Annotated in this window: 14 protein-coding genes and 1 pseudogene; 8 read left to right on the top strand and 7 right to left on the bottom strand. The window is 68.1% G+C overall.

The genetic code is table 11. The features are described from left to right. Window positions 1–322 precede the first annotated feature (322 nt). The 4 genes from GQE99_RS18575 to GQE99_RS18560 all read left to right on the top strand — a co-directional run bounded on the left by GQE99_RS18575 (window position 323) and on the right by GQE99_RS18560 (window position 5,806). The gene (locus GQE99_RS18575) at window positions 323–1,933 is read left to right on the top strand and encodes an ABC transporter substrate-binding protein (RefSeq protein ID WP_161353387.1); all 1,611 of its coding nucleotides are present in this window, start codon (window positions 323–325) and stop codon (window positions 1,931–1,933) included. 179 nt (window positions 1,934–2,112) lie between these two features. After that, window positions 2,113–3,069 carry an ABC transporter permease gene (locus GQE99_RS18570; protein WP_161353385.1) on the top strand — a complete coding sequence of 319 codons (957 nt, stop codon included), beginning with the start codon at window positions 2,113–2,115 and terminating at the stop codon, window positions 3,067–3,069. A gap of 12 nt (window positions 3,070–3,081) precedes the next feature. Next, window positions 3,082–4,146, top strand: coding sequence for an ABC transporter permease (locus GQE99_RS18565; protein ID WP_161353383.1), 1,065 nt, complete (start codon window positions 3,082–3,084; stop codon window positions 4,144–4,146). A gap of 1 nt (window position 4,147) precedes the next feature. After that, window positions 4,148–5,806, top strand: coding sequence for an ABC transporter ATP-binding protein (locus GQE99_RS18560; protein ID WP_161353382.1), 1,659 nt, complete (start codon window positions 4,148–4,150; stop codon window positions 5,804–5,806). Between the two features lie 75 nt (window positions 5,807–5,881). Here GQE99_RS18560 and GQE99_RS21770 read toward each other — a convergent pair whose 3' ends face one another. Both GQE99_RS21770 and GQE99_RS18555 read right to left on the bottom strand, forming a co-directional pair. Then, window positions 5,882–6,004 carry a hypothetical protein gene (locus GQE99_RS21770; RefSeq protein WP_268892760.1) on the bottom strand — a complete coding sequence of 41 codons (123 nt, stop codon included), beginning with the start codon at window positions 6,002–6,004 and terminating at the stop codon, window positions 5,882–5,884. Between the two features lie 260 nt (window positions 6,005–6,264). Beyond that, complete coding sequence (locus GQE99_RS18555; protein WP_161353380.1) at window positions 6,265–6,948, bottom strand: hypothetical protein; 684 nt, start codon at window positions 6,946–6,948, stop codon at window positions 6,265–6,267. Between the two features lie 166 nt (window positions 6,949–7,114). Here GQE99_RS18555 and GQE99_RS18550 point away from each other — a divergent pair, with 166 nt between their 5' ends. Then, complete coding sequence (locus GQE99_RS18550) at window positions 7,115–7,711, top strand: exopolysaccharide biosynthesis protein (protein WP_161353379.1); 597 nt, start codon at window positions 7,115–7,117, stop codon at window positions 7,709–7,711. Between the two features lie 8 nt (window positions 7,712–7,719). On the opposite strand, the gene GQE99_RS18545 is transcribed toward GQE99_RS18550, so the two are convergent. From GQE99_RS18545 to GQE99_RS18540, 3 genes and pseudogenes are all read right to left on the bottom strand, one after another. Continuing rightward, complete coding sequence (locus GQE99_RS18545) at window positions 7,720–7,914, bottom strand: hypothetical protein (RefSeq protein WP_235917300.1); 195 nt, start codon at window positions 7,912–7,914, stop codon at window positions 7,720–7,722. A gap of 15 nt (window positions 7,915–7,929) precedes the next feature. Then, a pseudogene (locus GQE99_RS21980) lies at window positions 7,930–8,001 on the bottom strand (hypothetical protein); the annotation flags it as partial. A gap of 12 nt (window positions 8,002–8,013) precedes the next feature. Next, on the bottom strand, window positions 8,014–11,949 hold the full coding sequence (locus tag GQE99_RS18540; RefSeq protein ID WP_161353377.1) for a calcium-binding protein: 3,936 nt from the start codon (window positions 11,947–11,949) through the stop codon (window positions 8,014–8,016). Between the two features lie 207 nt (window positions 11,950–12,156). Here GQE99_RS18540 and GQE99_RS18535 point away from each other — a divergent pair, with 207 nt between their 5' ends. From GQE99_RS18535 to GQE99_RS18525, 3 genes are all read left to right on the top strand, one after another. Continuing rightward, window positions 12,157–12,627, top strand: coding sequence for a MarR family winged helix-turn-helix transcriptional regulator (locus GQE99_RS18535; RefSeq protein WP_235917299.1), 471 nt, complete (start codon window positions 12,157–12,159; stop codon window positions 12,625–12,627). 24 nt (window positions 12,628–12,651) lie between these two features. Continuing rightward, window positions 12,652–13,572, top strand: coding sequence for a PHP domain-containing protein (locus GQE99_RS18530; RefSeq protein ID WP_161353375.1), 921 nt, complete (start codon window positions 12,652–12,654; stop codon window positions 13,570–13,572). A 120-nt stretch (window positions 13,573–13,692) separates the two neighbouring features. After that, complete coding sequence (locus tag GQE99_RS18525; protein ID WP_161353374.1) at window positions 13,693–15,384, top strand: dihydroxy-acid dehydratase; 1,692 nt, start codon at window positions 13,693–13,695, stop codon at window positions 15,382–15,384. 230 nt (window positions 15,385–15,614) lie between these two features. Here GQE99_RS18525 and GQE99_RS18520 read toward each other — a convergent pair whose 3' ends face one another. Both GQE99_RS18520 and GQE99_RS18515 read right to left on the bottom strand, forming a co-directional pair. Next, window positions 15,615–16,964, bottom strand: coding sequence for an NADH-quinone oxidoreductase subunit N (locus GQE99_RS18520; protein ID WP_161353372.1), 1,350 nt, complete (start codon window positions 16,962–16,964; stop codon window positions 15,615–15,617). A 1-nt stretch (window position 16,965) separates the two neighbouring features. Then, window positions 16,966–18,447, bottom strand: a complete 1,482-nt coding sequence (locus GQE99_RS18515; protein ID WP_161353371.1) for a complex I subunit 4 family protein — start codon at window positions 18,445–18,447, stop codon at window positions 16,966–16,968. Between the last annotated feature and the right edge of the window lies 1 nt (window position 18,448).

Genomic DNA, 18,448 nt, shown 5'->3' with positions numbered 1-18,448 from the left:
ACCGCACCGCGCGCTTTGTCTGAACGCCTTTTCGGTGTATCCTCTCTCCATACATCCGGGTCTGTCGCGGCCCGGAACTGGCTTGCCGCGCTCTGCCGCCATCCGGGATGCATCTTCCGGACCGTGGGAGGTGCATGTTCCAAAAACGACATCCGCTTCACGAGATGGTTAAAAAAACCATTTGCTGCGGGGTGGATACGCGACAGATTTCGTGTTTTGGTGATGACATGTCGTTTTTTGGCGTCCGGCATGCATCCGCGCGGTGGACGCTCGACGGAAAGCTTGGCCGTTCAAGGCCGGGCAATCAAAGCAGGGAGCTAACATGACGAAGAAAGACAACGACCTGATCCGCCGGATCGCCGAAGGGGCGAAGAAGGGCCAGATTTCGCGCCGCGATTTCATGAGCTATTCAACCGCCGCCGGCATGACCGCGGCGGGTGCTTCGAGTCTTTGGGCGACGAGCGCACACGCGCAGGACGCCAAGCGGGGGGGCACGTTCCGGTGGGGGATCCACGACGGGAACACCGGCGACACGCACGATCCGGGTACCTACGTCACCCGGACCATGATCTTCCTGGCCCACACGCACCGGTCCTACCTGACCATGATCAACGGCGACGGGTCGCTCGGCCCGGACCTGGCGGACAGCTGGGAAGCCAACGAGACCGCGTCGGAGTGGACCTTCGCGATCAACCCGAACGCCAGCTTCCACAGCGGGCGCAAGGTCACGGCGAACGACGTCGTCGCCTCGTTCAACCACCACCGCGGTGACGATTCCACCTCGGCGGCGAAAGCGCTTCTGTCGGACGTCGAAGACATCGTGGCCGACGGCGACACGACGGTGAAGTTCATTCTCACCGGCGGCAACGCCGACCTGCCGTGGCTGATGACCGACTACCACTTCGCGATCTGCCCGGCCAACGACGACGGCACGATCGACTGGCAGTCGGGCGACGGCTCGGGCCCGTACAAGATCGACTCGGGCGAGTTCGGCGTGCAGTTCAGCCTGTCGCGTCACGAAGGCTGGCACGGCGAGGGCGCGTATTTCGACAAGGTCGAGATGCTCACGCTCAACGACCCGAACGCGCGTCAGACGGCGCTCGTCACCGGCGACGTGGACGCGGTCAGCCAGGTCGACGTGAAGACCATGGCGCTGCTCCAGCGCGACCCGAACATCCAGGTGTTCAACGTGCCGTCCGCCGGCGCCATCACCCTGCCGATGTTCTGCGACACCGCGCCGTTCGACAACGTCGACGTGCGCAACGCGCTGAAGCTGTCCATCGACCGTGACGAGGTGATCGAGAAGATCATGTTCGGCGCGGCCACGAAGGGCAACGACTTCCACCATTCGCCGGCCCAGCCCTACTGGCCCGACGACATCCCGCAGCGCGAGTACGATCCGGACCAGGCCAAGTCGCTTCTGAAGAAGGCCGGGGCCGAGGGTCTGACCGTCAACCTGTCCACCGCGGACAGCGTTTCGGCCGGTGCCGTCGACATGGCCGTGCTCTATGCCGAGCATGCCAAGGCCGCCGGGATCACCATCAACGTCGTGCGCGAGCCGAACGATGGCTACTACTCGGACGTGTGGCTGAAGAAGCCCTTCTGCCTCGTGTCCTGGGGTGCCCGCCCGACGCCGGACGTGATGTACACGCTGGCCTACAAGGCGGACGCGGCCTGGAACGAGAGCCACTGGCAGAACGAGCGCTTCAACGAGCTGCTTCTCCAAGCGAAGGCGGAGCTGGACGACAGCCTGCGTGCCGAGATGTATCGCGAGATGGCGATGCTGGCGCGCAACGATGGCGGCACCGTCATCCCGTTCTTCAACAACTTCGTCTACGGCGCACGTGGCAACGTGGGCACGCCGGACAACCTGGCAGCAAGCTGGGAGAGCGACGGCGGTCGCGCGGCGAGCCGTTGGTGGTTCACCGACTGATCGCACAGATCAACGGCCCGGCGCTGAATGCGCCGGGCCGATTTCTTTCCGGTCGTATTCGCATCTGAGACCCACCCGGCGCGGGATGCCGGGACCCGAGCGGCATCAAGGATACGACGGCAAAAACAACCGGCACGGCACCAATGAACCGGCCGGACTTGGACAGGGGACAGATTGCCATGAACGACCTGCTACTGCTCGTTCTGAAACGGCTCGGTTTCGGGCTCTTAACGCTACTTGTCGTATCGATCCTGATCTTCTTCGCGGTTGAGCTCCTGCCCGGCGACGTCGCCGAGGCGGTGCTGGGCCAGGGCGCGACGCCCGAGACGGTCCAGGCGATGCGTGACCAGCTCGGTCTCGACCGACCGGCCGTCGTTCGATATCTCGAATGGCTCGGCGGTGCGGTGACCGGTGACTTCGGGGTGTCTGCCGTGTCCGGCGAACCCGTGATCAACGCGATCGGGGACCGCTTCGTCAACACGCTCTTCCTCGCGGCCTACGCCGCGGTGATCGCCGTGCCCTTCGCCATCTTGCTGGGCATCGTGGTCGCGCTGCTGCGCAACTCGGTCTTCGACCGGGTGGCCAACGTGCTGACGCTCACCTCGATCTCGAGCCCGGAATTCTTCCTGGGCTACATCCTGATCCTCTACCTGTCGGTGAAGCTTCCGCTGTTCCCGGCGATCGCGAGCCTGTCGAGCGACATGTCGCTGGGCGAGCTCCTGCACCGAACGTTCCTGCCAGCGCTCACGCTGGTGCTGGTCGTGACCGCGCACATGATGCGGATGACACGGGCGGCGATCATCAACCTCCTCGCCTCGCCATACATCGAGATGGCCCGGCTCAAGGGCGTGCCGCCCTGGAAGGTGATCGTGCGCCACGCGCTGCCCAACGCCTGGGCCCCGATCATCAACGTCGTGGCGCTGAACCTCGCCTACCTCATCACCGGCGTCGTGCTGGTCGAGGTGGTGTTCGTCTACCCTGGCATCGGTCAGGCGCTTGTCGACGCCGTGTCCAAACGCGACTTCCCGGTCGTGCAGGCTTCGAGCCTGATCTTCGCGGCGACCTTCATCCTGCTGAACCTTGCGGCCGACGTGGGCGCGATCATCACCAACCCGCGTCTGCGGCATCCGAAGTAAGGGGGCGGATCAATGGCTACTTTCGTATTCGGCTATTACGCCGCTCTCATCATCGCTTCGGTGATCCTCGCCTATGTGGACTACAAGAAGTGGTTCCTCATGGTCTTCTCGCTGCTCCTGGTCTCCTTCGTGGCCGGGATCGTCGGCGGGGCCGGGGCGCTGGAGGTCATCACGATCTTCGTCGCGGTGCTCGCAACGGCCGCGGCCGTGTCCTACGCCTTCAAGTTCTTCCTGGTCCTGATCGCCAAGCCGAACCTGGCCAAGGAACTGAAGACGGCGCCGCTGACGGCGGCCTTCGGGATGTTCGTCATCTTCACCTACGCGGTTGCCGGCATCTTCGCGCCCCTCATCGCGCCGCACGGGCAGGCCGAGGTGATCTCGGGCGCCTTCGCGCCGCCGGACGCCAACATGCTGCTGGGCGCGGACCAGCTGGGCCGCGACATCTTCAGCCGCATCATCTACGGCGCGCGCAACACCGTGGGCCTGGCACTGATCGCCACGCTGGGCGCGTTCTTCCTGGGCGCGTTGGCGGGTCTGCTCGCCGCCGTGAAGGGCGGCTGGTTCGACCAGTTCATGGGCCGGGTCGCCGACGTGATCATGTCGATCCCGTCGCTGATCTTCGCGCTGCTGATGCTGTCGATCCTCGGCACGTCGACCTGGGTGATCGTGGTCGTCGTCGCGGTGATCTACTCGCCGCGGGTCTTCCGCCTCACGCGGGCCGTCGCGGGCAACATCGTGGTGATGGACTACATCGAAGCTGCGAAGCTGCGCGGGGAGGGGGACTGGTACCTCATCCGGCGCGAGATCCTGCCGAACTCCACGGCCCCGCTGATCGCGGAATTCGGCCTGGAATTCTGCTTCGTGTTCCTGCTCATCGCGGGCCTCAGCTTCCTGGGTCTCGGGCTTCAGCCGCCGACTGCCGACTGGGGGTCGATGGTGCGCGAGAACGCGACGCTGATCTCGTTCGGTGACATCACCCCGCTGATCCCGGCCGCCGCGATCGCGCTGCTGACCGTGTCCGTCAACTTCGTCGTCGACTGGATGCTGTTCCGGTCCTCCGGCCTGAAGGAGCAATAATATGGGTAAGTTTTCCGACAAGGACATCCTGCTGGAGATCAAGGATCTCCAGATCCAGGGCTACTCCGACGAAACCTGGATCGACATCATCAAGGGTGTCGATCTGACCCTCCACCGCGGTGAGGTGTTGGGCCTGATCGGGGAATCCGGGGCCGGCAAGTCCACGATCGGCGCCGCCGCCATGGGCTATGCCCGCGATGGCACGCGGATTTCCGGCGGCTCCATCGAGTTCGACTCGATGGAGCTGACCACGGCGACCGAGGCCGAACGGCGGGCGCTGCGCGGATCGCGCATCGCCTACGTCGCGCAGTCCGCGGCGGCGTCGTTCAACCCGGCCCACAAGATCATCGACCAGCATACCGAGGCGCCGGTCCAGTACCGGATCCAGAAGCGGATGGAAGCGCAGGAGGATGCGATCGAGCTCTACGAGCGCCTTCGCCTGCCGAACCCGGAAGAAATCGGGTTCCGCTACCCGCACCAGGTGTCGGGCGGTCAGCTTCAGCGGGCGATGACGGCGATGGCGATGTCCTGTCGCCCCGACCTGATCATCTTCGACGAGCCGACCACCGCGCTCGACGTGACCACCCAGATCGAGGTGCTGGCGGCCATCCGCGACATCGTGGACCAGTTCAACACCGCCGCGATCTACATCACCCACGACCTCGCGGTCGTGGCGCAGATGGCGGACACGATCAAGGTGCTCCTGAAGGGCGAGGAGGTCGAGCAGGCCTCGACCGAGCAGATGCTCAAGAGCCCGAAGGAGGATTACACCAAGAGCCTCTGGGCGGTGCGCAGCTTCCAGCGTCCGCAGAAGAAGCGTCCGACCGACGGCACGCCGCCGATCATCTCGGTCAAGAACATCGACGCGGCCTATACCGGCGGGGTCAAGGTGCTCGATGACGTGTCCTTCGACGTCTACCCGGGCATGACCGTCGCGGTCGTGGGCGAATCCGGGTCGGGCAAGTCGACCACGGCGCGTTGCATCACGGGTCTCTTGCCGCCGTCGGCGGGCGAGATCCAGTTCAAGGGCGAAACGCTGCCCCCGCGCTACACGGACCGCAGCAAGGACCAGCTGCGCCAGGCGCAGATGATCTACCAGATGGCCGATACGGCGCTGAACCCGAAGGTCCAGATCCACGAGATCATCGGGCGTCCCGCGCAGTTCTATTCCGGCCTGAAGGGTGGGGACCTCAAGCAGCGGGTCGACGAATTGCTCGACCTGATCGAGCTCGAGCCGTCGAAGTACTACAACCGGTATCCGCCGGAGCTGTCAGGCGGCCAGAAGCAGCGTATCGGCATCGCCCGCGCGCTCGCGGCCGAGCCCGAGTTCATCATCTGCGACGAGGTCACATCGGCGCTCGACCAGCTGGTGGCCGAAGGCATCCTGAAGCTGCTGGACCGGCTCCAGAAGGAACTGGGCCTTGCCTACATGTTCATCACCCACGACCTCGCCACGGTGCGCGCCATCGCCGACGAGGTGGTCGTGATGCAGCACGGCAAGGTCGTCGACCAGGGGCCGAAGGACGAGATGTTCACGCCCCCGCACCATCCCTACACCGACCTGCTTCTGTCGTCGGTGCCCGAGATGGACCCGAACTGGCTCACCACGCTCCTCGAGGAACGCGGTGTCGACAACGTGGGCGAAGCGGCCGACGTCTGAACGCACGCACGCAGAAAGGGGCCCCGGCGAAAGCGCCGGGGCTTTTTTTCATCGATTGGCGCTGGTACGTGTGGCTCAGACGATCGCGGAAGCGGTCAGACCGAGGACGGCCACAAGAATACCGTACACGCCAAGCATCGCAGGCAGAGTCCCGCGGCGGGCATCGTATTCCTTGATCAGTTGGTCGCGTGTCAGCATTTCGTCCTCCAGTCCGCTTTCCAAAGCGAAACCAAGTGGTGTTGTAAAAACCGCCGTTACGCCCGTTTTTCGAGTCGATCAATAGAGAAAAATCTCTGATTTGATGCACTCAGTTCATACCTGCTAACCGGCGGCTGCATGCCTCGGGGTGTGCCCCGTCGACACGCCCGAGGTGGGCATGCAAAATGTCGATTCAAGCATGAGAAGCGCCGTTTTCGCCCCGTGGTCAGCGGCATTTTGCCGGTGAAGCCCGCAAACCGTCATCCGGTCCTCAAGGCGGGCCGATAGGTCCCGGTCAGTTGCGACCCGACACTTTGCTTCATGACCCTCTCCCGTTCGAGCCTGTCGAGGATCCGCGTGAGCTGCCGGCGCTTCCGCCAACTCCGGATCTGGCGCGTGTGGACGCTGGGCGGGAGGAGTGATTCGGAGCCCTCCTCGCGCACCACGTCGAAGGATCGGCAGGCGGCCACGATGTTCTGCGCCTGGTTGCTCGCGGCGATCGCGATGAGGGTCAGCCTGCGGACCTGGTCCGGTCGGCTGCGGTCGCCGATGGACCGGTCTGCCCGGCTGAGGATATCCCGGAAACTGCCGATATCGACGAAGCTGCCGCTGTGCACGGGCCCCTGGCTCGTCGTTTCCTCGGGTCGGTCGATTTCGTCCCGGCTGAGCTCGCTGTGGTCGACCACGCTCGCGGTGTACTGGTCCTCTCCGGTCTCGATTTCCGCCAGCACGTCCTGCAGGTAGATCGGCTCGCTGCCCATGTTGCTGACCAGGCAGCGCGCGCTCATGTCCTGTGCGCCGCCCCGGTTGATAAGCAGGCTCGTACGCCGCTGCCGCCGGAAGGTGTGCACGAGGATCTGCAGGTAGACGACCCAGACGAGCGCCGTGATCACGCTCGCCGCGATCTGGATGACGTCGGCGTATTCCTGTATCCAGTCCAGCACCTTGGCTCCTTTCTGTCGTCCGCGTGCTGTCAAAACGGGGCAGGGGCGTCGCGGGTTCCGGGGTGCGCTTGGTCCGCGCCGGGCGTAAGATCGCGGGGAACCCGGGCGTGCGGGTGCGGCGTTGGCTCTTCGCACCCGGACGACAACGGCGGCCTCGAAGGACACCATGAACGACGAAACTGAAAGCCCGCCGGAGGGTGCCGGCATGATGGACGTGGTCAACGACCTCGAGTCCGCGGCGAAGGGCGACGAGGTCTCGCTCGGCGCCGTGCTGGAAGAGCTCGAACACGCGGGCTTCGTGCCCGTGCTTCTCGCGCCCGCGCTGGCCGTGGTGACGCCCCTGTCGGGCATCCCGCTCTTCTCCTCCGTATGCGGGATCACCATCACCCTGGTGGCCGTCCAGATGCTCTTCGGCCGTACGTCGCTGTGGCTTCCGGCCTGGCTGCGACGCCGCAAGATCCCCTCGAAACGACTGGAATCCGCGGCGCAGGCCCTGCGCAAGCCCGCGCGCTGGATCGACGGTCACGCCCGGCCGCGCCTGCAGGTGCTGGTGACCCCGCCGCTCGACCGCGTGATCTTCCTTCTGTGCACGCTGGCGGGGCTCGTGATGCCCGCGCTCGAGTTCATCCCGTTCTCGTCCTCGATCATGGGTGCGGCGGTCGCGCTCCTTTCGCTCACGCTGCTGCTGCGCGACGGACTGTTCGCGCTCTTCGGCTACGGCGCGATCGTCATCGCGGTCGCGGTGGTCGTCCGCGCCATCTGAGCGGCCCGTCAGGTGAAGTCGATGTCCGGCAGGGTCAGGTCGCCGTAATCCTCGAGCACGATGCGGACGTCCGACCATTCGACGATCGAGTCGCCGTCCGCGTGCGACAGGCGCACCTCGTCGGGCAGGGCGCCCGTGAGCACCAGGGTGTCCTCGGCCGCGAAATCTCGGATCCGGTCGTTGCCCGCGCCCAGGTCGAACACGAAGCGGTCCGCGCCGGCGCCACCCCACAGAAGGTCACTGCCCGCCTCGCCGACCAGTACGTCGTCGTCGGCCTGCCCGAACAGGCGGTCGTTCCCGGCTCAGCCAAAGAGCACGTCAGCACCGGGCTGACCGAAAAGCCGGTCAGCGCCCGCCCCGCCATGGACGGTATCGTTCCCCCATCCTGCGAACAGGCGGTCGTTGCCCCCGTCGCCCCGGAGCAGGTCGTCACCCGCGTGGCCAACCAGCCGGTCGTGCCCGTCGCCGCCCGACAGGCTGTCGTTCCCGGCAAGGCCCAGCAGGACGTCGACCCCGGCGCCCCCGTCGATCGTATCGTTCCCGTCACCGCCCTCGACCCGGTCGTCGCCATCCCCGGCCTCGATCCGGTCATCGCCCACGCCGCCGAAGATGTTGTCGCTCCCCGTGCCTCCCAGGATCATGTCGTTGCCGGTGGCGCCCCAGATCGTGTCGTCGCCGTCTCCGCCGATGATGTGGTCATCTCCGTCGCGCCCGCCCAGCTCGTCGTTGCCCGCACCGCCGTCCAGCAGGTCGTTTCCGTCCCCGCCATCGAGTGCGTCGTTGCCGCCTTGCCCGAACAGCTGGTCGTCGCCCGCCTCACCGTAGAGCGTGTCGCGGCCATGAAAGCCCCGCAACGAGTCGTTTCCCTCTCCGCCGAAGAGCCTGTCGTGCCCCCAGCCGCCAAACAGGCGGTCGTTGCCGCCGTCGCCTTGCAGCCGGTCATGCCCAGCGTTGCCGTGCAGTTCGTCGGCACCGTCGCCGCCGACCAGCGTGTCGTGCCCGCCATGGCCGCGCAGCACATCGTCGCCCGCGCCCCCCTCGAGCCGGTCGCGGCCGCCTTCACCGAAGATCAGGTCATCGCCCGCGTCACCGTAGAGCGTGTCGTTGCCGTGGAAGCCGCGCAGCGTATCGTTGCCGTCGCCGCCGTGCCCCTCGTCGTCGCCCCAGCCGCCGAAGATCTGGTCGTCCCCGGCGTCGCCGTAGAGGATGTCTTTCCCCGGGTTGCCGTGCAGGCGGTCGTCACCGCGTCCGCCTGAGACGGTGTCGTCGGCCCCCTCGGCGCGCAGCGTGTCGTTTCCATCGCCGCCGTGAAGTTCATCCTCGCCGCGCCCGCCGAACAGCTGGTCGTCGCCCGCGTCGCCGAACAGCCTGTCATTTCCGACCCCGCCGTAGAGCAGGTCGTCGTCGCCGCCGCCCTCGAGCCGGTCGTGCCCGCCGTCGCCATGCAGCGTGTCGTTGCCATCGCCGCCGATCAGGGTGTCATGGCCCCAATGCGCGCGTAGCAGGTCGTTGCCCGCGCCGCCCTCGATCAGGTCGGCGCCGCCCTGGCCGAAAAGCTGGTCGTCGCCCTCGTCTCCGAAGAGACTGTCGTTTCCGTGGAAGCCATGGAGGCGGTCGTCGCCGGTCCCGCCGTGAAGCGCGTCGTGGCCCGTGCCGCCCAGCAGCCGGTCGTCGCCATCATCGCCGTGCAACACGTCGTCCCCCTGGTTGCCATGCAATTCGTCGTTCCCGGAACCACCGGCGAGGGTGTCATTGCCCCAGTGCGCGCGCAGTTCGTCGTCGCCGTCGCCGCCGGACAATTGGTCGTTCCCCGATCCGCCGTAGAGCCGGTCGCGGCCCGCGTCGCCAGACAGGATGTCGTGGCCGGACGCACCCCACAGGAGATCCTGGTCCGCGCCACCGAAGATCACGTCGTCGCCGCCGCGTCCGCCCAGCCGATCGTTCCCGTCGCCCCCGTCGATACGGTCCGCACCGCCACCGGCGGTGATCTCGTCGTTGCCGCCTTCACCGTGGATCGTGTCGGCGTCGGGCGCATCGTCGGCGTCGACGTAGGTGTCGTCTCCGTCACCGAGCCAGGCCTCGTCCGCGCCGTCGCCGCCGGTGACCGTGTCGTCTCCGCCGCCAGCGCGAATGACGTCGTCGCCGGGGCCGCCGTCCACGTCGTCGGACCCCAGCCCCGCGATCAGCCTGTCGTTGCCGAGGTGGCCCCGCAGGATATCGCCGTCCTGCGCGCCGCTTTCGCCCAGGTCGTCGAACACGTCGTCGCCGGGTCCGAGCAGCACGCGCTTGCGCCCCGCGCCGCCGTCCACCGCGTCGTCGCCGCCGCCCGCGCGCACCACGTCGTTGCCAGTGGACAGCCTGAAGCTCTGGGCATTGAAATCCCCCGTGAGGGTGTCGTTGCCCGCCGTGTCGTAGAGGTCGTATTGTTCCTCAGGCTCAGGCTCAGGCTCAGGCTCAGGCTCAGGCTCAGGCTCAGGCTCAGGTTCAGGCTCAGGTTCTGGTTCGGGCTCAGGTTCTGGTTCGGGTTCCGGGGCGGGGTCGGGTGTGTTGTCGGGATCCGGTTCGTCACCCGTCCCGCCGGTGTCCGGGGCGTCGCCGGCATCGGTGGTGTCGCCCGTGTCGTCGCCACCCACGCTGTCACCGGTTCCGCCGGTCGTGCCGTCATCGGTGTCACCCGTGTCGTCCGCGTCATCGGGGTCCGGGAAGGTGAAAACCGACAGGTCCACCGGCCGATCCAGCGTGTCGACCACCGCACCGCGCATGTCGCCGGCCGACAGTGTCCCGCCGCCGGCCGAGCGCAGGAGGATCGACTCCGCGCCCCAGGTGATCAACGCGCCCGCCGCGTCGGGGGTGATCGTCAGTCCGGCGGCGGAATAGAACATCGGCCAATGCGACAGGTCGAGCCGGTCGTGTGCCGGGTCGAAATCCGTGATCACGTCCGACACGCTGTCCGCCGACAGCACGAACACGTCCGCACCGGCCCCGCCTGTGAGGGTGTCCGTGCCGGCCCCGTCGACGAGAATGTCCGCCCCGGCCTGGCCGGTCAGGACGTCCGCCCCGGCACCGCCGACCAGGAGGTCGTCCCCGGCCGTCCCGTTCAAGGAGTCGCCGCTGGCCCTCGCGACCTGCTGTGTGCCCTGGTGCGACAGGTCGTAGGACAGTTGCGTGAGGCCGGCCTCGTCCTCGCTCGCCACGAAAAGGTGGAGCTGGTCGGCCAGGGTCGCGCCCGCGATCGCGCTCACGTCCGCCAGCGCGGCCTGGCCCGACGTGCCGTCGGTCCAGCTGTTGGCGATCGTCTCCAGCAGGTGAAGCTGGCCGCCCGGCGCCAGCGCGAAGAGCGAGACGCCGTCATCGCCCCCGCCCGCGGCCACGTAGAGGCGGCCGTCATGGGTGACGGTGGCCAGGTCGGCGCCCCCGCCGAAGCGGGTGTCGAGCGTGTCGAACACGTGGTCGGTGTTGGTGAGGCTGCCATCGGCGCCCAACCGGAAAACCGACAGCGTTCCGCCGCCGTCGCGTGCGCCGGCCGTGATGACGTAGGACTGGCCCATCACCGAGGCGATCTCGATCGCGGTGGGCGACAACATGCCCAGCCCGTCGTCGTGGCCCGCCATGTCCGCCGGCACGGGGGTGCCAGAGGTGGTGACGAAGCTCGTGATCGCGTCGTCGGCCGCGTCGCCCGCGATGATGATCGTGGCGCCGTCGACGGTGCCCGCGGCGACGGCGTTGACGTGGGACAGGTGCGTATCCGTCGTGTCCGGAATTGTGACCATCGCCCCCAACGCTCCGGTCGCGTCGACGGGCGCGTAGGCGAGCGTGCCCGCCGCATCCACGAAGGCGACACCGCCGGGCGCGGCGGCCATGTCGGTGATCCGGCCGACATCGGCGGCCAGGCTTCCCGAAGCAGAGGGGGAGCCGAGTTCGCCAAGCGCGTCCATGTCCATGCTGCTCAGCACACCGGGCTGGGTAGTGCCGAAGAGCACCTCCCAGCCGCCGCCCGCCTGCGGCAGCAGCGCCAGCGCGTCGGACAGGCCTGTGCCCCAGCCCTCGCTGTAGACCAGCTGATCGACCGCGCGGGTCGTCCCGTCCGCCCCGACCGTGAAACTGGCCAGCCCGCCGTTGCGCCCCGATTGCGCCACGAGCGTGAGGCCCGTGGGCCCCATGTGCAGCGCGAGGTCGCTGATCCCGTGGTCGAGCGCGTCGAGTCCGGTCGTGAAATGATCCTGAACGATGATCGCCATACCCACCCCCATGTGTTCGGCAGCGCGTCTGTCGCGCGCGCCTGTGACCGCGCGGGAGCGGCAATGTGGCGCCTTCGCGGCTCTTGCGAACAATGCGAACGGTTCTTTACGTGGCGGATACCACGATCGGGCCAAACGGCAATTGATATGCATGCCTACCGTCTGGCAGGATGCCCCCGACACCCAACACTGCGCGGAGAGCGACAGATGGCCGAGACCGAGACGAAAGCCCGCAACGGCATGGCCGCACAGGCGATGCCGGGCCACGTGATCCGGCGGCTCCAGCAGCGCTCGGCACAGGTCTTCCACAAGCGGATGCAGGAGGAGGGACACGACCTGACCTCGGTGCAGTTCGCAGCCCTCGACGCACTCAGCGCGCATCCCGGCATCGACCAGGCGCAGCTTTCCGCGTTGATCGCCTACGACCGCGCGACCATCGGAGGCGTGGTCGACCGGCTGGAGCAGAAGGGGCTCGTCTCGCGGCAGGTGAACCCGCGCGACCGGCGTGCCCGCGTGCTGGCGCTGACCCCGGCGGGACAGGAGCGGTATGCCACGCTGCTCCCGGTCGTGGCTGCCCTGCAACGGGACATCCTGGGACGCCTCGACCCCGATGAATACGCGGCCTTCATGGCGCTGGCCGCGAAGGCGGTCGGGCTCGACGCGCCGGACGCCGACTGACAACACCATTTCCCGGAGCGCATCATGGCCCTTTCCGCATTCTCCGCCCCCGGACGCTTCTGGCGCGGCAACCTGCACACCCACTCGACCCTGTCCGACGGCGCGCTGGAACCGGCCGAAGTCTGCCGCCGCTACGCCGCCGAAGGCTATGACTTCATCGCGTTGACGGACCATTTCGTCGGGATGTTCGGCTATCCGCTGGCCGACACGACGGCGCACCGCACGAACGCCTTTACCACCATCATCGGGGCCGAGCTTCATTCGGGCGCGATGGAGAACGGGGAGTTGTGGCACATCCTCGCCGTGGGGCTGCCCGCCGATTTCGCGCCGTCGAACTCGCCCGGCTTCCTGCCCGTGGACGACCAGGAAACGGGGGCCGAGATCGCGCGGCGCGCCCGCGATGCCGGGGCCTTCGTGGCGATCGCGCATCCGCACTGGTCGGGGCTCACGCTCAACGACGCGCGCACCATCGACGCGGCGCACGCCGTCGAGATCTATAACCACGGCTGCGCGGTCGGCTGCGACCGGGGCGGCGGGGAACACGTGCTGGACCTGCTGCTTTCGGACGGGCGCGACCTGTCGATCATCGCGACCGATGACGCTCATTTCACGGAGCCGGATCACTTCGGTGGCTGGGTGATGGTCAAGGCCGAGGCGAACGATCCGGACCTCCTGCTCGACGCCCTCAAACGCGGCGATTTCTATGCCTCGCAGGGCCCCGCGATCCACGGGGTCGAGATGCACCGAAACGAGATCGTGGTGGAGTGTTCGGCGGCCGCCTCGGTCATCGTGCAGGGGCACGGGCAGGCCGCGGCGGTGACGCACGGCCAATCCATGACGCGCGCGAGCGTGCCGCTCAACCGCTTCTACGCCTCCGACTGGCTGCGGGTGACGGTGGTGGACCGCGCGGGCCGGCGCGCCTGGACGAACCCGATCCGGCGTTGACCCCGGCGCCCGCGCATCCCGGCGCGCGCGGCGCGGATGGACGAAAGGGGGCGGGATGGCCCTTGCACGTGGGGCGCGTTCGTTCATGTTGTGCACGATCACAGGGAGGACCCGCGCGACATGACCGGCAAGAAGACAGATCACCTCGTATCCCGCACCATCGTCGAGGGGCTCGACCGTGCCCCGCACCGGGCGTTCCTGCGCGCGATGGGCCACGACGACCAGGCGCTGGAGAGCCCCTTCGTGGGGATCGCCCACACCGCGAGCGAGGTGACGCCCTGCACGATGTCGCTGCGCCCGCAGGTCGAGGCGGCCAAGCTCGGCGTGACCCGCGAACAGATGACCCCGTTCGAGTTCGGCACCATCACCGTCGCCGACAGCATGTCGATGAATCACCGGGGCATGCGCTTCTCGCTCGTCTCGCGCGAGATCATCGCCGACAGCATCGACTCGGTCGCGCGGGGCCATGCCTACGACGGGCTGATGACCTTTGCCTCCTGCGACAAGACGCTGCCGGGGATGATGATGGCCATCGCGCGCCTGAACCGCCCGGCCGTGTTCCTCTACGGCGGCGCCGCGCTTCCGGTGCCGTGGAAGGGGCGCGAGGTCGGCGTGGTCGACGTCTACGAGGCCGTGGGCCAGGTCTACGAGGGCACGACCACGGAGGAAGAGCTTGCCGCGATGGAACGGGTGGGCGTGCCCACGGTCGGCTCCTGCGCCGGGCAGTTCACCGCGAACACGATGGCGCTGGTGGCCGAGGTGCTGGGGCTGGCCCCGATTGGCACCGCGTATCTCCCGGCCGTCTATTCCGAGCGTTCGGTCCTCATCAAGCGCGCCGCGGGCCTGCTGCGCCGTGCGATCGACGAGGGCGGGCCGCTGCCCTCCGACCTCATCACGCGCAAGTCGCTCGAGAACGCGGTCGTGGCCGTGGGTGCGACCGGCGGGTCGACCAACGCGCTGCTCCATCTGCCGGCCATCGCGAACGAGGTCGGCCTCTCCTTCACCCTCGACGACATCGCCGGCGTGCTGGAATCCGTCCCGTTGGTCGCAGACCTGAAACCGGGTGGCGCCTTCTGGGCCAAGGACATGCACCACGCGGGCAGCACCCCGGCGATCCTGCGCGTGCTGCGCGATGCGGGCGTGCTGCACACCGATTGCCCCAGCATCGAGGGCCGCACCATCGGCGAGATTGCTGACAGCGGCGACGCGGCGGACGGCACCGTGCTGCGCCCGGCGGACCGGCCGATATCGGACAAATCCGGGGTGGTGGTGCTCAAGGGCTCTCTCGCACCCGAGGGGGCCGTGCTGAAGGTGGCCGGGCTCAAGCACACCGTCCACGAGGGACCCGCGCGGGTCTTCGACTGCGAGGAAGACGCGGTCGCGGCCGTGCGCAAGAAGGAATACGAGGCGGGCGACGTCATCGTGATCCGCAACGAAGGTCCCGCCGGCGGGCCGGGGATGCGCGAGATGCTGGGCGTCACCGCGCTTCTCTACGGGCAGGGGATGGGCGAGAAGGTCGCCCTGATCACCGACGGCCGCTTCTCCGGCGCCACGCGCGGTCTGTGCATCGGTCACGTCGGACCCGAGGCGGCGGCGGGCGGGCCCATCGGGCTCATCCGCACCGGCGACATCATCCGCATCGACGCGGGTGCCCACCTGCTCGACGTCGACGTCCCGCCCGAGGAGCTGGCCAAGCGCGAGCCGGTGAAGATCCCGGAGGCCCATGCCCCGGAAACCGCGACGCTGCGCAAATACGCCTCGCTCGTCGACCCGGCGCACCTGGGCGCGACCACCCATCGCAACACGCGCTGAGGGCGGGGCGGGGCCCTCGGCGGCGGCATCGTCGGGCGGCTTGACCGCGTTTTTCAACGTGGGCGAGATCACGAACGTCAGCGGCGCGTAGGCGGGCGCGCTTCGCGTGGGCCGTCGGACGGAACAATTCCGCTTCGGTAAGCTGGCGCAGGCGCGTGCCGCCGTGGAGCTTCGTGCGGCCCGAATTCTTATCGGCGCCCGCCACCACCTGACGCGCGCTTTTGGGCGTGTCACATGGGCAGGAGCGTGGCCGGCAACCCGTTCCACAGCCCGCCCCAGACGGGAACCGACACGGCCATCGCCAGAAGCGCGACGAGAATGACCGTGAAGCTCGCGCGCCCGAGTGTCCCCATCGCGTCCTTCGGCTTGGAAAGCGCGGCGGGCCCGATCACCCGAAGGTAGTAGAAGAGCGACACCACCGTGTTGGCGACGGCCAGCATCGCGAGCCACGACAGCCCCCCGTCCAGCGTCGCCTCGAACAGCGCGAACTTGCCCAGGAAACCGGGAAGCGGCGGGATGCCCACGAAGGACAGGAGCGCAAGGGTCAGCGCGATGGCGGCAACGGGGCGGGCGCGCAGCAAACCGGCCACGTCCTCGAGCGCGGTGCGCCCGCGCAGGTGCGCGATGACGGCGAAGGCCAGCAGGTTGGCGAGCGCATAGACACCCACGAACGCCACGAGCGCCTGAAGCGCTGTCTCGGCAGCGCCTGCCACGGCGACCGCCATCAGGGCGTAGCCCGATTGCGAGACCGAGGACCAGCCAAGCAGCCTGCGCAAATCCGTCTGCCAGAGAGCGGCGAGGTTGCCCAGCGTCATGGTCGCCGCCGCCGCGATCGCCACCAGGAGGCGCAGGGGAAAGGTCTCTTCGGGGACGAGCGACACGACGCGGAAAAGCGCAACCGCCGCCGCGATCTTCGGCACGATGGTGAGGAAGGCCGCAGATGGGACCGGCGCGCCCTCGGCCACGTCCGGCATCCACGCATGCGCGGGCACCGCGCCCAGCTTGAACAGCAGGCCGACCAGGATGAGCGCCGCGTAGTCGGTGCTGCCCGCCATCCCCATGACGAGGATCACGCCGGTGACGAGCAGCGCGTTGGCGAGCGCGCCGACGAGGAAGTATTTCATGCCGGCCTCGAGCGAAATCTCCCAGTCGCGGTGATAGGCGGCAAGCACGTAGCCCGGGACCGAGGACAGGAGCACACCCATGACGAGCTGCATGAGGTCGGCCGCCCCGGCCATCGCGAGCGCCCCCAGTGCCGAGAAGAGCAGCACCGCGCAGTATTCGCCATGGCGCCGGTCGGTGGCGAACCAGGCGGGGGACAGCGCCGCCACGCCTGCCGTCATGGCGAGGATGAGAAGCCGCGCCCAGCCGGTCGCGCGGTCGAGCGCGAAGGTGCCGGAGAAGGTCATCCGGGCCGCGTCCCATTGCGCGACGGTGAAGCCGGCGGCCACGGCGAGCCCCGCGATGGCCACCACCGCGCACCAGCCGTGCAGGCGCTGCGGCAGCGCCATCGCGGCCAGGAGCACGGCGACGGCCGTCAGGAGAACCGACAGTTCCGGCGCCAGGTCGCCAATGGGCATGTCAGCCTCCCCCTTGCAGCACGGTCAGCAGTCCGCCCGCGTCGATGAGCGAGATCAGCCAGGCGGGCCAGAGCCCGATCAGCACGACGAGCGCGAGGAGCACGGCGAGGATCGCGACCTCGCCCCGGTCGAGGTCGGTGAACCCCGCGCGCTTCGGCGGCAACGCCCCGAAGAACAGCTTGCGGAGCATCACGAGGAAAAGTGCGGCGGTCACGAGGATGCCCAGCAGGCCCACGGCGGCGAGCCACGGGTAGACGCCGAAGGCGCCGAGGAAGATGTGAAGCTCGGCCACGAAGCCCGCGAGCCCCGGAAGGCCGAGCGAGGCGAAGGCGGCGAGCGTGGCCAGCGCGGTCAGGCGCGGCGCGGGCCCCGCGAGGCCGCCGTAATTTGCAAGATCGTAGTCCTGGGTGCGTTGCCAGAACGCGCCCGCGACGAGGAACAGCGACCCCGTGATCAGGCCATGCGCGACCATCTCCACGATGGCGCCGGTGAGGGCGAGTTCTCGGGCCGCCTCGCTCCCGGCGGCGGAGCCCGCCACCGCGATTCCGAGGATCACGTAGCCCATGTGGTTGACCGAGGTATAGGCGATCCGGCGTTTCAGGTTCTCCTGTGCCAGCGCCACAATCGCGCCCCACAGGATCGACACGACGCCCACGACCGCGATGGGCAATGCCCAGGTCGCGAAGGTCTCCGGCATCATCTGGAGGGGCAGACGGACAAGGCCGTAGGTCCCCATCTTGAGAAGCACGCCCGCGAGGATCGCCGAGGCCGGTCCCGGCGCGTCCACGTGTGCCGGCGGCAGCCAGGTGTGGAGGGGAAAGATCGGGGTCTTGATGCCGAAACCGATCACGAACGCCAGGAGCACCAGTCCCGCGGCAAGCCCGCCCGGGTCAAGTGGCGTCTCCGCGATGATCGCGCGCATGTCGAAGGTGAGCTCCGGCATCGAAAGGCCCAGCACGATGATCCCGATCAGGATCAAGAGCGACCCGGCCAGCGTGTAGATGAAGAACTTGAGCGCGGCTTCCTGTGCGCTGCCGTGGCCCCAGCGCCCGATGAGGAAATACATGCCCACGAGGCTGAGGTCGAAGAAGACGTAGAACACGATCAGGTCGAGCGTCACGAAGAGGCCCAGCGACACGCCCGCGAGGAAGGCCACCCAGGCATAGTAGCCGCGCGCGTTGTCGAGCTCGATCGGCCAGGCCGCGGCGGCCAGAAAGATCAGCGCGCTCATCAGCGACAGGGCAAGCGACATGCCGTCCACGCCGACGCGCCACGCGACCCCGAGCGAGGGAATCCAGGGGACCTCGGCCTCGGCGCGGAAGCCTTCCGCCCCGGGCGTGCCGATCCAGACCACGACCAGCAGCACCAGCGAGATCGCCGTCGCGGCGATTGCCGTGGCCCGCGCGGACCGCGCGCCGATCCCGGGCAGGAGGGCCAGGATGAGCGCGGCGGCGATGGGAACGAGAACAATCAGTGTCAGCACG

The sequence above is a fragment of the Maritimibacter harenae genome, from assembly GCF_009882975.1.
Lineage (GTDB): Bacteria > Pseudomonadota > Alphaproteobacteria > Rhodobacterales > Rhodobacteraceae > Maritimibacter > Maritimibacter harenae.
Note: the sequence above shows the minus strand (reverse complement) of the source record. Positions and strands in the feature narration are given on the sequence as shown.